13 protein-coding genes are annotated in these 14,716 nt (G+C 46.7%); 4 read left to right on the top strand and 9 right to left on the bottom strand.

The window, feature by feature from the left end:
* The first annotated feature begins 142 nt into the window (after nt 1–142).
* Nucleotides 143–1,282 (top strand): acetyl-CoA carboxylase subunit alpha, encoded by a 1,140-nt coding sequence (locus SDE_RS05630; protein WP_011467556.1) that lies wholly within the window; start codon nt 143–145, stop codon nt 1,280–1,282.
* A gap of 237 nt (nt 1,283–1,519) precedes the next feature.
* Nucleotides 1,520–3,235: a GNAT family N-acyltransferase gene (locus SDE_RS05625; protein ID WP_011467555.1), complete on the top strand. Its 1,716-nt coding sequence runs from the start codon at nt 1,520–1,522 to the stop codon at nt 3,233–3,235.
* Between the two features lie 129 nt (nt 3,236–3,364).
* On the opposite strand, the gene SDE_RS21180 is transcribed toward SDE_RS05625, so the two are convergent.
* From SDE_RS21180 to SDE_RS05590, 7 genes are all read right to left on the bottom strand, one after another.
* Nucleotides 3,365–3,976: a DUF2799 domain-containing protein gene (locus SDE_RS21180; RefSeq protein ID WP_011467554.1), complete on the bottom strand. Its 612-nt coding sequence runs from the start codon at nt 3,974–3,976 to the stop codon at nt 3,365–3,367.
* Nucleotides 3,973–4,386, bottom strand: coding sequence for an MAPEG family protein (locus tag SDE_RS05615; RefSeq protein ID WP_041325316.1), 414 nt, complete (start codon nt 4,384–4,386; stop codon nt 3,973–3,975). The genes SDE_RS21180 and SDE_RS05615 overlap by 4 nt, the downstream gene beginning before the upstream one ends.
* Nucleotides 4,387–4,394: 8 nt before the next feature.
* Nucleotides 4,395–4,967 carry a DNA endonuclease SmrA gene (gene smrA, locus SDE_RS05610; RefSeq protein ID WP_011467552.1) on the bottom strand — a complete coding sequence of 191 codons (573 nt, stop codon included), beginning with the start codon at nt 4,965–4,967 and terminating at the stop codon, nt 4,395–4,397.
* A 35-nt stretch (nt 4,968–5,002) separates the two neighbouring features.
* Complete coding sequence (gene ppnN / locus SDE_RS05605; RefSeq protein ID WP_011467551.1) at nt 5,003–6,367, bottom strand: nucleotide 5'-monophosphate nucleosidase PpnN; 1,365 nt, start codon at nt 6,365–6,367, stop codon at nt 5,003–5,005.
* Nucleotides 6,368–6,644: 277 nt separating this feature from the next.
* Entirely contained in the window at nt 6,645–7,109 is a 465-nt protein-coding gene (locus SDE_RS05600) for an FKBP-type peptidyl-prolyl cis-trans isomerase (protein WP_041324300.1), read from the bottom strand.
* 154 nt (nt 7,110–7,263) lie between these two features.
* Nucleotides 7,264–9,201 carry an acetate--CoA ligase gene (acs, locus tag SDE_RS05595; protein WP_011467549.1) on the bottom strand — a complete coding sequence of 646 codons (1,938 nt, stop codon included), beginning with the start codon at nt 9,199–9,201 and terminating at the stop codon, nt 7,264–7,266.
* 205 nt (nt 9,202–9,406) lie between these two features.
* On the bottom strand, nt 9,407–10,222 hold the full coding sequence (locus SDE_RS05590) for a universal stress protein (RefSeq protein WP_011467548.1): 816 nt from the start codon (nt 10,220–10,222) through the stop codon (nt 9,407–9,409).
* A gap of 289 nt (nt 10,223–10,511) precedes the next feature.
* Here SDE_RS05590 and SDE_RS05585 point away from each other — a divergent pair, with 289 nt between their 5' ends.
* Nucleotides 10,512–11,411, top strand: a complete 900-nt coding sequence (locus SDE_RS05585; protein ID WP_011467547.1) for a lipase family protein — start codon at nt 10,512–10,514, stop codon at nt 11,409–11,411.
* 31 nt (nt 11,412–11,442) lie between these two features.
* On the opposite strand, the gene manD is transcribed toward SDE_RS05585, so the two are convergent.
* Nucleotides 11,443–12,651 carry a D-mannonate dehydratase ManD gene (gene manD / locus SDE_RS05580; RefSeq protein WP_011467546.1) on the bottom strand — a complete coding sequence of 403 codons (1,209 nt, stop codon included), beginning with the start codon at nt 12,649–12,651 and terminating at the stop codon, nt 11,443–11,445.
* Nucleotides 12,652–12,920: 269 nt separating this feature from the next.
* On the opposite strand from manD, the gene SDE_RS05575 reads away from it, so the two are divergent.
* The gene (locus tag SDE_RS05575; RefSeq protein WP_011467545.1) at nt 12,921–14,276 is read left to right on the top strand and encodes a GGDEF domain-containing protein; all 1,356 of its coding nucleotides are present in this window, start codon (nt 12,921–12,923) and stop codon (nt 14,274–14,276) included.
* A gap of 39 nt (nt 14,277–14,315) precedes the next feature.
* Here SDE_RS05575 and panD read toward each other — a convergent pair whose 3' ends face one another.
* Nucleotides 14,316–14,696 (bottom strand): aspartate 1-decarboxylase, encoded by a 381-nt coding sequence (panD, locus tag SDE_RS05570; RefSeq protein WP_011467544.1) that lies wholly within the window; start codon nt 14,694–14,696, stop codon nt 14,316–14,318.
* Between the last annotated feature and the right edge of the window lie 20 nt (nt 14,697–14,716).

The raw sequence follows: 14,716 nt of genomic DNA, 5'->3' as shown, positions 1-14,716 counted from the left end.
AAAGATGCGCCATTATAACTGTTACTTAGCCCACTAATAAGGGCAGGATGGAATAAAGTCACAACGATAATGCCAGTTACTTGTTATGTGCCTACAGGGCGATCTCCAAGCAGCTGAAAACTGAAGAACGATCGAGAGCAGCATGTCCATTAGGCTAAAAACGTTTCCCCCTTTAAGCATATTCTCTATGGGTGCCATTCTGGGGGCTCTGCTAGTTACACTTATGTTGGTACCTAGGCTAATTACCTCAGGGGAAGCCAACCTAAGTCACTATGGTAATGCCCTTGCCACTATGGCTGCCCATCAAGCCGTAGATGCATCGTTTAACCACGATTTGGTGCAGTTGCAGGTAATATTGCGCGATGTAATGGAAAACCCCAACACCCTGCTCGCAACTATTCACGACGTAGAAAACAACTTACTCGTTCAGGCCGGCAACCACCATCAAGCCGGTGAGAATGGCTTAACTTATACGGCTCCAATCGTGCTACACGATAGTATTGCCGGCTACCTGACGGTCACACTTAAAAAATACCAAGATGCTACACGTTCGGTATTGATGTTTTTAAGTCTGTTTATTGCAGCACTCACGGCGGTAGCCGCTTGGTCGTTGTACGAATCTAGAGCAATTGAGTGGGTTTCAAGCCCCCCGCAAAAACACGCCAATCGTCCAACTAAACCTAAGCAGAGCGTTAGCGAAAACAACGAACAGGTTACAGAGCAGGATGAGCAAGTACCTGATGAGCGAGACGCAGCGTTAGATGCCGCTCCAGAAGAAATGGTACAAGCCTATGCGTTTATTCAAGTAGCTAACTTGCAACGCTTAACCCAGCAGCTTAACGCCAGCACATTAAACAATACCCTAGCCAAGCTTGAGACCATGCTAGGCGATGTGCTGGCACTGTATGGCGGCAGCGGTTTAGAGCGCGAAGAAGACGGCTACAGCTTAATATTCGAAGCCCCTAGCACCGATCCACACGAACCATTGTTTAGGGCGGCGTGTAGCGCACATTTGGTAATAGAAATGGCCAAAACCATAGACAAAATCCCTTTGCAAATTGGGGCCTGCATTAATGCCGAAGACGACGAATACAGCCTAAGCCACATTCCTGCCGGCGAATTGCTGTTAAACAGCACAGCGGCTAAAAATACGGTGCTCGCGCAGCGCTTAAAACATTCACTCATGGATGAACTAGCGCCTTTCCATGGGGTAGAGCAATTTTTGCAACCCTATCAATCCCTTCTGGCAAACCAGCTTAACCAATTAGTCAAACTACACTAGCTAGTTTCTTTGCCGTTTAACAATCAATATTTCCTCATAACTACCTTGAGAGCCTTGCCGTGCCTAGGCTAAGCGCTTATGCAGCTTTAAAAAACTAAGTGGTAATGTAAAAGCCCCCTAATAAAAACAAAAAAGTATCACGAATATGTAACCAGAAATTCACATATCAGATTTAGCCTGACTTGGGCGATAAAGCCTAGAGAACATGCCTAACATTTGGTGGGAAAAGGATCTGGTATGATAAACATCGAACAAGCTGTTACTAACAAGTTTCCTAAGTTTGCTAGCCAACCGGCTATTATCCGCAAACCTACACTCTCCCTCCTGCGCCGACTTACCCACGAAACTGAAATTAATGCCTTTTTGCGCGACAACCAAGATGCCATTGGCTTTGAGTTTATCGACCGCGTACTGGAATATTTCGACTTTAGCTATCGCGTAAGCGCTAGAGATAAAAGCAATATTCCCGCTGCTGGTCGCGTAGTTATTTTCGCCAACCACCCCATTGGCTCTCTCGATGGCTTAGCTATTTTGCGGCTTATTGGCGAAGTGCGCCAAGATGTAAAAATTATCGCTAACGATATGCTCAGCCATTTCTCTGCCCTAGATAACCTGATTATTCCACTGGATAACATGACCGGCAGCAGTGCCCGCCGCAGCTACAAGCGCGTAATGCAGGCACTAGAAAAAGAGCAGGCGATTATTGTATTCCCTGCGGGTGAGGTATCCCGCGCCAGTGCTAATGGTGTGCGCGATTCTCGCTGGCTGCCCGGCTTTTTACATTTTGCTCGCCGCGGCAAGGCGCCGTTGCTGCCGGTGCATATCAAAGCAAAAAACTCATTACTCTTTTACGGCGCCAGCATGCTGTTTAAGCCACTTGGCACTGCACTACTGGCAAGAGAAATGTTTAACAAGCAATCGCGCACCATTAACTTTCGTGTCGGCGGTATGATTCCGCCAGCGGCTTTAGAATCAGACCAGTTACACGATCGCACACTAGTAAAACGTCTCAAAAAGCATTTATATAAAGTTGGCTCGCAAAAACGCCCTATATTTCAAAGTGAACGCACCATAGCCCACCCAGAAGATCGTCAGCGTTTACAAGAGGAATTGCGCGATGCAAAGCTACTGGGCGAGACCCGAGACAACAACCGCATCTACTTAGTAAGTTACAAACAAGATTCCGCAGTTATTCGCGAGATTGGCCGCTTGCGCGAACTCGCCTTTAGAAAAGTAGGTGAAGGTACAGGTAAAAAGCGCGATTTAGATGCGTTCGATAGCCACTATAAGCATTTAGTATTGTGGGATAGAGAAAACCTAAAAATTGCAGGCTCTTATCGCCTAGGCGAGGGCAAACACATCTACGATACACTTGGTGAAAGCGGCTTTTACACCAGCACGCTATATGACTTTAAACCAGAATTTAAAAAATATTTAGAGCAAGGTGTAGAGTTAGGCCGCAGCTTTGTAAACCCTGAATACTGGGGTAAAGCGAGCCTTGATTATTTGTGGCAAGGGCTGGGAACATTTTTAGCTAACAACCCCGAAGTACGCTATTTAATTGGGCCAGTAAGTATGAGCGCAGATTACCCGCGCGAGCTTATGGACCAACTGGTTTATTTTTACCGCCGTTACTATGCATGCCCCGAAAATTTAGCGGTAGCGAATCACCCCTATACTTTAACGGCCGAGCAAAACGCAAAGTTTGAAGCTCTGTTTGAAAATAAAGAGCGCGATGAAGCCTTCGATTTTATGCAGGCAAATTTTATGGCAGTCGGCCACAAACTTCCTATGCTATTTAAACAATACACAGCACTCTTTGAAGAAGGTGGTTTTCAGTCGGTAGTATTTAGCGTAGACCCAGACTTTGGCGACTGCCTAGACGGTTTATGCATGTGCGACATTACTAAGCTTAAAGCCAGTAAATATAAGCGTTATATTGGGGGGAAATAATCTCTCTAATTGCTAGCCGCTAAACTCTCGTTAAAATTACACGTTAATTGCAGTTAGCTGTTGCAAACCATTGAGAATTAAGAAAAATGTGGCAGCGGAAGACGAGTTCGCGCAGCCACATTTACGACATTACTTCAGCAAACGCTCTAAGCGGCGCTTGTTCTCATCGAGCTCTTTGTAGGTAATATCTATCTCGCTCTCCAGTAACGGAATAGAGTCTCGCATTAGCTCTATTTCGATTAACGCCTCTCTGCGCTCTTCTGGGGTGGAAGCATCGCTAACTATAATCTCTTCGGTAAGGGCAATATCTTCGTATACTTTTTCTAATTCATCCTGATAACCTACTAAGGTTTCTTCTAGCATGCTGACTATTTTTCGCTGATCGAAACGCGCACGCCCTAAGTGATACCCATCGCCAAATTCGCTTTCTAATTCGCCAGAGCACACATTATTGTAGGCCCCGCCGCGCTCACCTAGCGCCAAACCGTTTGCGTACACACAATAACGCTCTGCCCCCAAAGCATGGCCTTTTTCGTATTGTGCAAGCGAGGGAGTAACGCCAACTTTTGCGCAGGCTTTGCGGTGATTGGCTAGGTAATTTACATCGCGGCCTGCGCTGCCATCTTCAACGCCTATTTGATGCCAATCGGCCACTAAACATTCTTCTTCACTTAAGCTCGCACAACCACTAAGCACTAACGCGCTTACAACGAGTGGAGTGAGTTTTTTTATAATATTCATGCCACGCCCTTACTATAAGCTGCTACTAGCAGCAGCCAAATGATTAATAAAATAAAGCTACCCAGCTGAAAAATTAGCATGCGGTGCACCACATTGTTGTATGTAGTGTGAATAATTGCGTGCACAACCCGGCACCCCACGTACAGCCAAGCAAATGCTATCATTAACGGTGACTCTAACTGCAAACAAACAGCCAACACCCCCACTACGTAAAAAAGTACCGGCAATTCGAACAAATTAGCTAAGTGGCGTGTGCCAAGCAAAATATGCTCTGGTGCGTCTTGCGTATCCAATCGCCTAAAAAACTTTATATGCACCGCCCGACTTTTAACGGCCTTTAAACGCCAAATAAAGTTAACGAGTAAAAACACGTAGGTAAATACAACCAACCCAAACATGGCGTATAACATAAACATTCCTAATAAAGTTTTTTAGTGTGTTGCTCTCTGGTTTTTTGCTTTTTTAATTCACTTTTTCGAATTAACACGTAGGTTGCACCGTAACCACCGTGCTGCTTGAGTGCCGTATGAAAAGCCAATACTTCATCTAACTGTGGCAACCAATAAGCAATGCAGCTTTTAAGCAGCGCAGGCTGTGCTCGCCCCTCACCTTTACCATGGGTAATAAGCGCCGCACGCACATCATTTGCCAAACAATCTCTAATAAACTGATACACCGCACGGCGAGCCTCATCGACTGTCATGCGATGTAAATCCAACCGCGCATCAGATGCGTATTTACCCAGCCGCAAATTGCGGAACACCCCATGCTGCACACCCGGCCGCATAAAGCTTAATACGTCTAACGGGTCCACCATTTCAACCGGCTCTGAAGCAAGCGGGTCTGCTGCACTTTCCACTTGCTCTTGCGCCGCTTGCCTGCGGGGTTGTTTATCAACATTATCGTTGCGTTTTAGCTCTACCCTCGGCTCAACCTTAAGGGGTGTTACATCGTCACCCAACAAGTTTGAGAAGGCATCATCGTCGTTCATGTTACATCTCTTTTAAAGCATTAGCCCTTCGCGGGCTAACTTACAACTTCGTAGCAGGGTATATATTCCTGCGTTGGAATTTTCATACGGTGCTGGCTTACAAAATCGCGCAATAATGCGTCTAAAGGCTCCATAATTTCTTGGTCACCTTTAATTTTGTAAGGGCCTTTTTCTGCCACCGCTTTAATACCGTGCTCTTTTACATTGCCATCTACAATGCCACTAAAGGCTTTACGCAGGTTAGCCGCGAGTTTATCTACTGGCTGATTTTTGTGTAAATCGAGCTGTGCCATATTGGTATGATTCGGCTGGAACGGCAGCTGAAAATCTAAATCGATATGCAGTACCCAGTTAAAATAATACGCGTCTTGTGTACTGCGCCTGAACGCGCGCACAGTTTCCATACTGCGGCTCATTGCGCGCGCAACTTCAGCGGGGTTATCTACAATAATTTGATACTTGCCTTGCGCCTCTTTACCAAGTGTTACACCAATAAATTCATTAATTTTATCGAAATAGGCGGCCGACTCTTTTGGCCCAGTAAAAATTAATGGAAATGGGATATCTTTGTTTTTGGGGTGCAACAATATACCCAATATATATAAAATTTCTTCGGCAGTGCCCACGCCGCCAGGAAACACAATAATGCCGTGACCTGTGCGCACAAACGCTTCCAAGCGCTTTTCAATATCGGGCAGTATTACTAGTTGGTTCACAATAGGGTTAGGCGATTCCGCGGCAATAATGCTGGGTTCGGTAATGCCAATATAACGCCCAGTTAAGCGCTGCTTAGCATGGCCTATAGTTGCGCCTTTCATAGGGCCTTTCATGGCACCTGGGCCGCAGCCGGTGCAAATATCTAAGCCTCGCAGGCCCATTTCGTAGCCTACTTTTTTGGTGTATTTGTATTCTACTTCGTTAATAGAGTGCCCCCCCCAACACACTATCATGTGAGAGTCGGCATTGCCGCGCAGCAAGCCCGCATTGCGCACTATGTGAAATACAGCGTTGGTAATACCGGCAGAACGAGATAAGTCTATATCGCGGTTTTCGGTAAGCTCGTTACTAATGTAAATAATATCGCGCAAAGCGGAAAACACATGCTGCTTAATACCGGCTATCATCTCGCCATCTACAAATGCCGTTTCTGGTGCATTTATTAGCTCGAGCTTAATACCTCTTTCTTGCTGAATAACGTTTACCGCAAATTCGGCAAATTCCTCTAGCACCTCGGCTACGTTATCGGTGTCGGCCCCCGTATTTAACACCGCCAGCGCACAGCGACGAAAGGTTTCGTAAACATGGGTGTCTGCTTTATCTATTAAACGTGCAACTTCAATTTGTGAAAGCACGTTCATGGTGTGATCTGGGGTTAGCTTTACAGGCTCAGAATGAATCATTATTACCTCCAACTGCACAACAGCAATAATACGGTAAACACATTATTTTGCTGATTATTATCTGTACGCAATGCACAGAGTGTTTATTTAAGTGTAGCGGAAAGCTGAGAATATAAATATAAACACATTCGCGATAATACACAGCGAACACGATGTTAGGAGGGGCTATAACGTAGGAAGGAGCGCGCCTGAGTGTGCAAAAAGCAACCAACCACTAAGTAAAACGTAGAACGATTAGACGAAAAAGGCTTAGCTTTTTCGTCTAATGCTAAAAATATTAGTGCACGTGGCCGTGAGCAATCTCTTCTTCTGATGCTTCACGTACTGCTTCGATTTTTACTTCGAAGTTAAGTACTTTACCAGCCAACGCGTGGTTGCCATCAATGGTGATACCGTCGTCTTCAACTGCGGTTACAACAACATACTGCACACCACCGCTTTCGGTTTGCGCTTGGAACTCCATACCCACTTCAATTTTGTCAATACCGCTAAAAGCATCGGTAGGCATTTTTTGGATGAGCTCAGGAATAATTTCACCGTAACCTTCTTTTGGTTGAACAGTTACATTCACTTCTTCACCAATGGCTTTATCCAACAGCGCATCTTCCAAGCCAGGAATAATATTACCTGCACCTTGCAAATAATTTAATGGCTCGCCGCCGTCTGATGTATCTAATACGGCACCGTCTTCACCTTTTAAGGTGTAATGGATGGAAACAACACTGTTTTCTTGAATTTTCAATTTACTCTCCAGGCTCAGTAACATTGAGCTTTTTAACCTGAACTAAACACTTGCGGTACAGGTGTGAAAATCGCCCCAACGTTTAAGATAGCTGGGGCATTGCACGGCAAAGCTGCTAGCCATATTTAGCCGTGCACCCTTGCCGTTCTCTAAGTTAGCGATTCATACGATTTTCTATTAAATCGTCTACTACGCTTGGGTCTGCTAGTGTAGACGTATCACCGAGCGTATCCAACTCGTTAGCGGCAACTTTACGCAAAATACGGCGCATTATCTTACCTGAGCGCGTTTTAGGCAGCCCTGGCGCCCATTGAATAAGGTCTGGCTTAGCAATTGGCCCTATTTCTTGGGTGCACATTGCAACCAGCTCTTTGCGTAAACCGTCGTCAGGCTCAACCCCGGTCATAAGTGTTACGTAGGCATATATGCCCTGCCCTTTTACATCGTGCGGGTAACCTACCACTGCCGCCTCTGCAACTTTGGGGTGTAATACCAAGGCGCTTTCCACCTCTGCTGTCCCCATGCGATGGCCAGATACGTTCAGCACGTCGTCTACGCGGCCGGTAATCCAGTAATAGCCGTCGGCGTCTCTGCGCGCGCCATCACCAGTAAAGTAATAACCAGGGTAGGTACTGAAGTAGGTTTGAATCAATCGGTCGTGATCGCCGTACACTGTGCGAATTTGCCCAGGCCAGCTGGATTTAATGGCCAAGCTGCCTTCACCTTCGCCCTCAATGATATTGCCTTCACCATCAAGCAGTACTGGCTCTACACCAAAAAATGGCAAAGTGGCCGAGCCTGGTTTTAAGTCAATTGCACCCGGCAACGGCGTAAGCATGTGGCCGCCCGTCTCTGTTTGCCACCAGGTATCCATAATTGGGCAGCGTCGGTCACCTACAACGTTGTAGTACCACTCCCACGCCTCAGGGTTAATGGGCTCGCCTACCGTACCCAATATTCGTAAACTCTTGCGCTGGGTTGACGCTACAAACTCATCACCTTGGCCCATAAGCGCGCGAATGGCCGTGGGGGCGGTGTAAAAGATATTTACATTGTGTTTATCGCACACCTCCCAGCAGCGCGCAGCCGTTGGGTAGGTGGGTACCCCTTCGAACATAAGGGTGGTGGCACCATTGGTTAATGGGCCGTACACAATATAGGTGTGCCCGGTTACCCAACCTACGTCTGCGGTACACCAATACACTTCGCCAGGCTGGTAATCGAACACGTATTTGTGGGTCATGGCAGCTTGTAAGAGGTAACCACCGGTTGTGTGCAATACACCCTTAGGCTTACCCGTAGAGCCCGAGGTATACAAAATAAACAGCGGGTCTTCAGAGTCCATAGACTCTGGCTCGCAAACCGTATCCACAGACTGCTGGGCTTCGTGCAACCAAATATCGCGCTCGGTGTTCCACGCTACATCTGCGCCTGTGCGCTTAACCACAATAACCGAATGAACCTGTGGGCAGTGGGCGACAGCTTTGTCGGCATTGGCTTTTAACGCAACCGCACGGCCGCCTCGCAAGCCTTCATCGGCGGTGATAAGTACTTTACAGTCGGAGTCAACAATACGATCTTTGAGCGCCTCGGGAGAAAAGCCACCAAATACAATAGAGTGCACTGCACCAATACGGGCACAGGCCAACATGGCGTAGGCCGCCTCGGGAATCATCGGCATATAGATACAAACTCTATCGCCTTTAGCTACGCCGCGCGCTTTTAATACATTTGCAAATTTACATACTGCATCGTGCAATTGCTGATAAGTAATACTCGCATCTACCGAAGGGTCGTCCCCTTCCCAAATAATAGCAACGTCGTTTGCTTTTGTAGGTAAATGGCGATCAATACAGTTTACCGTTACGTTTAGCTTGCCACCTTCAAACCACGTTGCTTCACCTTTGTGGAAGTCGAAGCTGCGTACAGATTGCCAAGGTTTATCCCAGGTTAAAAATTCGCGGGCTTTTTCTGCCCAAAAAACATCGGGCTCGTTAATAGAGCGAGCGTAATCGGTATGGTATTTCTCGTTGTTGATGTGTGCGTTAGCAGCCAATGCCTCGGGCACTGGGTATAGATGGGGCGTAGACATGAGCAGAGTTCCTCGTACGACAATTATATTTATTGTACACACCGCACAGCGCTTGGCCTGCAGCAAGTAAATAGGTTTACACTCTGATAGGGCGCACGCCATCTATGTTGACAGCTATGCAGATAGTTGAATTATCTTTTTTATTTACACTAAAAGGCGGCTCTTTGGCCGCCTGTGTATAACATGAGTATTTTTATAATAGTATTTAGTGGTTTACAACCATTACGTCTTGAGTAAGGGCTGCGATTACACGCTCGGCAGTGTTACCGCGACGAGAAGTAACCAAACCGTTTTGGCCCAAGGTACCCATAACCACTAAATCGGCTTTAATTTCACCGGCAATTGTAGAAACAACTTCGTCGGTGTAGCCTGGTTTAACGTGAATTTTATCTGCGGGCAAACCAGTTTGGCGCGCCAAGTTACCGCGATCTGGGTAGTTCATTTGATCCAAGAAAGCGTTGATTACATGGAACTCAGCACCGTACATGGCTGCCACTTCACGGCCCCAGCGCAAAATACTCTTGTTTAGTTCTTTTTGCTCTTCTTTGGTAGTTTGGAAGTTAACAGCCGCCGCTACAACGGTGCGCTCTGGTTTGGCGCCAGGCTGAATTAACACTACAGGGCATTCAGCTGTTTTTAATAGCGCCCATTTAGATTCACTGAATGTAAAGCGAGTAGAGTTAGTACGCTCGTGTACAGGCAAATAAATGCGGTCTGCGCCAAAGCTTTTTGCCGACTGCACAATAGACTTCTGCCATTCTTGACACCACGAAACTTCGATATGGCACTCTAAGCCAGCATCTAGCATTGGTTTGCGAATTTCTGTTTCGAACCAAGATTGGTCGCGGAACAAGTTATCGTTTACTACTCGAGTGTCCACCGCGTCGCCATCAACGGCAACAAACACTTTGATTACTGGTGGCTCGCCACGAAGCTGGCCAGTGCGCAATACACGCTCTAGTGCCACATGTTTAGTATCTGAAGGGTCTACCACAACAAACAATTTTTCGGAATTCGACATAACTCTAGCTTACCTTGCGTGTATATTTGCCAGTACGGGCGGCTTTGCACCCAAATTATTATGCCTAGTAGCGCTGTGCGCTGCTTGGCTAATCCTTTCTCCTCTTTGGCCCTAGGCCAACGGACAACTCGCCTATTTAAGCACAACCAACAGATAAAATAAAAAATGTTGACGCCAAATGCTTAAAAATCAGGCAGATAGAAGCATAAACCACTCAAATATCTCGCGCCAGCTAACTTTTAAAGGTTTCTGGGATACACTCCCAAAAAAAACATTTAAGGGCATCACCATGAGCGAGCATTCAATTATAAAAAAGCTACAAGACGCTTTTACTACCATTAAAAACAATTTACACCTGCTGGGCCAGCCAGAGGACGTAAGCAAAGCAATCGCCTTTAGCAATTTAGACTGGTACGCAAAACGCGCGCAGGCAGCCTACCAATCTGAAGCGGATATACGAGCTGCCTTCCCAAATACCACCATGGTGAAGCTGTTGCCTGAGCAAGATATTCAGTTTTTTGTTGAGACGTTTCCTGAACAAAAACAACAAGTTATCACGGTGCGGGGCACCGCTAACAAGCTTAACGCAATTGAAGACGCCGAGTACGTGCAGGCCTCGGATACACGCCTTGGTATTTATGTACATTCGGGCTTTTTACATTCAACCAATGCAGTTTACGCCGCCCTTACACCGCACCTAATTAGTGGTTTTACCCTAAAACTTACCGGTCATTCGCTAGGGGCAGCAATAAGTACGTTGCTTATGATGTACCTAGAAAAAGACGGCTATAGCTTGGCGCCCTCGGTAAATTTTGGCCAACCTAAAGTGACTAACAAAGCGGGGGCAGATGCCTATAATTTTCTGCCGCTTCTGCGCGTTGTAGATAAAAACGATATAGTCCCGCTAGTGCCCGTGAACACAGTGCTTGCAAGCATTCACGGGGACTATGAGCACTTTGGTGAAGAAGTTATTTTGCTAGACGGCGAATACTTCGTATATTTGGATCGCCACGGGGTGCAACACGTTATCACCCAATCGTTTATCGACAATCTCGATGACCTAAGCCTAAACGACCACCGCATAGCTAACTATTGCGCGCATATAGAGAGCAAATTGGCGGGCGCCATTCAAGTACCGTTTAAAGAGCGCGAGAAATACATTAAACAAGCTACGCCTGCCACAGCCTAACTAACACCACTTGCGAAACAGTTATGCCGAACTACCAATGCCAAAGCGTGCCATCTTCCAGTCGAGCAACAGGAAGCATGGCGCGCTTGTAAGGGTATTTAGCAGCTTCAGCTTCGTTTATATCTACCCCGTGGCCCGCTTTCTCCCCTGGGGTAAAAAAGCCATCCTCAAAGTGGTAACTGCGGGTAAATACAGACTCCATGAGCGGGCTGTGGGCCATATGCTCCTGAATACCAAAATTAGGCACCCAATAATCAAAATGCAGTGCAGCCCCCATGCAAACTGGCGATAAATCTGTTGCACCGTGACTACCCATTTTAACGTTAAACAAACTGCCCAAATCTGCAATTCGACGCATGGCGGTAATACCACCGGCATGAACAACGGACGTGCGAATATAATCGATCAATTGCTGCTGCATTAATTCTCGGCAATCGTGAATAGTGTTAAACACCTCGCCTACGGCAAGCGGGGTGGTTGTATGCTGGCGAATAAGTTTAAAGGCGTCTTGGTTTTCTGCTGGTGTGGCATCTTCTAACCAAAACAAATGGCATGGCTCCAGCGCTTTACCAAGCCGCGCAGCCTCAATAGGCGATAACCTGTGGTGCACGTCATGCAGTAGGTGCAACTCATCGCCAAACTCCTGCCGCACACGCTTAAATAGCTCTGGCACAAAATTTAAGTATTTCTCACTGCTCCAGCTTTCTTCGGAAGGTAGATCCGCGTCGGCAGGCTCGTAGGCATCCCCCTGCTTCGCCACGCCGTAGGTTTTAGCAATACCAGGAATACCGCTTTGCACGCGAATTGCCCTGTACCCCTTTGCTTGCGCGCTGGCCACGGCCTCAAGCGTGGTGTCTATATCTTTGCCATTGGCGTGCGTATAAACCATTATGCGATCTCGACTGCGACCACCTAACAGCTGGTATAGGGGCATATTTGCCTGTTTGGCTTTTATATCCCACAGTGCAACATCCACCGCCGCAATAGCCGTTAACCCTATCGGCCCCCTGCGCCAATAGGCACCGCGGTACAAATATTGCCAAATATCTTCTATTCGCTGCGCATCCCGCCCAATTAAGGCAGGAATCACATAATCTTCTAAGTAGGACACAACAGCCAATTCGCGGCCATTAAGTGTGGCGTCGCCAATGCCATATACGCCTTCAGCAGTAGTAATTTTTAAGGTAACAAAATTTCTACCAGGCGAGCAAACAATCACCTTTGCATCGATTATCTTCACTTACTTAAACTCCACGCGCAGCACAATCGCACTGACAAACAACAAAGAACACTAGTATACAAGGCGGAGCCACCTTCGTCGACACCCCTTTAGCCACACCTGATTTCACCTCTCTGTGACCACAACTCCAAGAAAAAGCAATAGCCGCCCAGTCAGCTGCTAAGCTTATACAGAGGGGCTGCAGGTGAATCATAGACTCAAGCACAAGGGCCCCTTATTTTGGTTAATGTTACGGCGCAATACACTTCATATGAGACAATCACCTGCAAATGAATAATCAGGCATACGCACATTCTTCCGCCCTGCGAACTCAGGTGTATTCGGTTGTTCGTATTGCTGCCTGCCTACTTACCCTTGCGGCGGTATTGCTGCGCTTCTATATTCCAGAAAAACGCCTATCGCTTTACCCTGCAGAGACAGTCTACCCCGCAATATTCGATTATAGAGACGGCGGAGCAGGCAGTATTGCCACATGGATAGACGAAGAAAACAGTATTTGGCATTGCCACAAACCTCCGCACAACGATATCTACTCCTGCGGGTATTCCCTTTCTTGGGGGGGCGAGCCCTACGAGGGGTTAAACCTATCAAAATATACAACGCTTAAAGTAAAGCTTGCTTATAAGGGAGACGCCACTCGAATTCGCGTGTTTATGCGCAACTACAACCCCGCTTACTCTCACCCCAACGACGGCAACTCGGCAAAGTTTATGTCGACTTTGCTGCGCGTTCAGGATCTATATAGGGAAATATCCATCCCGCTGGAAGACCTGTCTGTTATCGACTGGTGGATAACGGCCTATGACATACCGCGAGAGCAAGCGCTGATAGAGTTCGACAATATTGTTACCACGGGTTTTGACCTTGTAGAACCTGGCGACCACATTATTAACGTTGAAAAAATAGAGTTAGTGGGTGAATGGGTGAGCGCAGAAAGCATGTACCTCACCCTTATTTTGATATGGATGACTATATTAATTTGGGAAGGGCTTAGCCGTATTTATTGGCTGCAACAGAAAGCTAAAAAAGAGGAACGCCGACTTTCCGAATTACTTAACAACTACCAACAGCTAGAAAGTGAAAAGCGAGAAATTGAAAACCTTTCCAACCGCGACACACTCACTCAAGCGCTCAATCGCAGCGGCTTATCGCAAAAAGTAGAAACAATATTCAATAGTGAATCACCCGCACCACAGGTAGCCGTATTTGTAATAGACATCGATTTTTTCAAAAGCATAAATGACACCTTTGGTCACGACGTAGGTGACACCACATTGCAAAAAGTGGTGAATATTATTCAAACGAATATGCGCAGCGAAGACATTCTAGGCCGTTGGGGCGGCGAGGAGTTTGTGCTTATTACGCGGGTTACCGACCTAAAAACCGCATTGCATGTAGCCAATAAATTGCGCAAATGTATCGCCGTGCACAATTTTGAATTCCCAGATGATAGGCAGCTAACCATTAGTATGGGCTTAACCATGTCTGAAATTGGCGACAGATTCGAGGATGTATTTAAGCGCGCAGATGTTGCCCTTTACAAAGCTAAACATACCGGCAGAAATTGTGTGAAAGTAGAAATAAAAGAAGCAGAACATAGCGCTAAACAAAAAGGGCCGCAGTAAAGCGACCCTTTTAAAGCACACACTGCTTATTAGGAATAACTAAGCGGCCTGAACCGGAATGGTGTTAGTAGTGCGTTCTACGGCGTTGTCTTTATCCAAATACACCAAGCGAGGCTTGAATGAATCGGCTTCGGCTTCGCTCATTTGACTGTATGCGGCAATAATTACACGGTCGCCAACTTGCACTTTCCGCGCAGCAGCACCGTTCATAGAAATGGTGCGACTACCCGCTTCAGCCAAAATAACGTAGGTAGAGAAACGCTCGCCGTTATCGACATTATAAATTTCAATTTGCTCAAACTCTCGCAACCCTGCCAGCTTAACAAACTCTTCATCAATGGCGCAGGACCCGTCGTACCACAGCTCGGCTTGAGTCACCTTCGCCATGTGCAACTTACCCTTTAATAGCGTAATTTGCATGTTGTTTACCTCTACTATCA

The sequence above is a fragment of the Saccharophagus degradans 2-40 genome, from assembly GCF_000013665.1.
In the GTDB taxonomy this organism is placed as follows: domain Bacteria; phylum Pseudomonadota; class Gammaproteobacteria; order Pseudomonadales; family Cellvibrionaceae; genus Saccharophagus; species Saccharophagus degradans.
This window is presented reverse-complemented; position numbering and strand designations above follow the sequence as displayed.

Excerpts from the sequence above, each read along its gene's own strand:
- SDE_RS05575 (WP_011467545.1), top strand. The coding sequence starts at position 12,921 with ATGAATAATCAGGCATACGCACATTCTTCCGCCCTGCGAACTCAGGTG.
- ppnN (WP_011467551.1), bottom strand. The coding sequence starts at position 6,367 with ATGATTCATTCTGAGCCTGTAAAGCTAACCCCAGATCACACCATGAAC.
- SDE_RS05625 (WP_011467555.1), top strand. The coding sequence starts at position 1,520 with ATGATAAACATCGAACAAGCTGTTACTAACAAGTTTCCTAAGTTTGCT.
- panD (WP_011467544.1), bottom strand. The coding sequence starts at position 14,696 with ATGCAAATTACGCTATTAAAGGGTAAGTTGCACATGGCGAAGGTGACT.
- smrA (WP_011467552.1), bottom strand. The coding sequence starts at position 4,967 with ATGAACGACGATGATGCCTTCTCAAACTTGTTGGGTGACGATGTAACA.
- SDE_RS05615 (WP_041325316.1), bottom strand. The coding sequence starts at position 4,386 with ATGTTATACGCCATGTTTGGGTTGGTTGTATTTACCTACGTGTTTTTA.
- SDE_RS05590 (WP_011467548.1), bottom strand. The coding sequence starts at position 10,222 with ATGTCGAATTCCGAAAAATTGTTTGTTGTGGTAGACCCTTCAGATACT.
- SDE_RS05630 (WP_011467556.1), top strand. The coding sequence starts at position 143 with ATGTCCATTAGGCTAAAAACGTTTCCCCCTTTAAGCATATTCTCTATG.
- SDE_RS21180 (WP_011467554.1), bottom strand. The coding sequence starts at position 3,976 with ATGAATATTATAAAAAAACTCACTCCACTCGTTGTAAGCGCGTTAGTG.
- SDE_RS05585 (WP_011467547.1), top strand. The coding sequence starts at position 10,512 with ATGAGCGAGCATTCAATTATAAAAAAGCTACAAGACGCTTTTACTACC.
- acs (WP_011467549.1), bottom strand. The coding sequence starts at position 9,201 with ATGTCTACGCCCCATCTATACCCAGTGCCCGAGGCATTGGCTGCTAAC.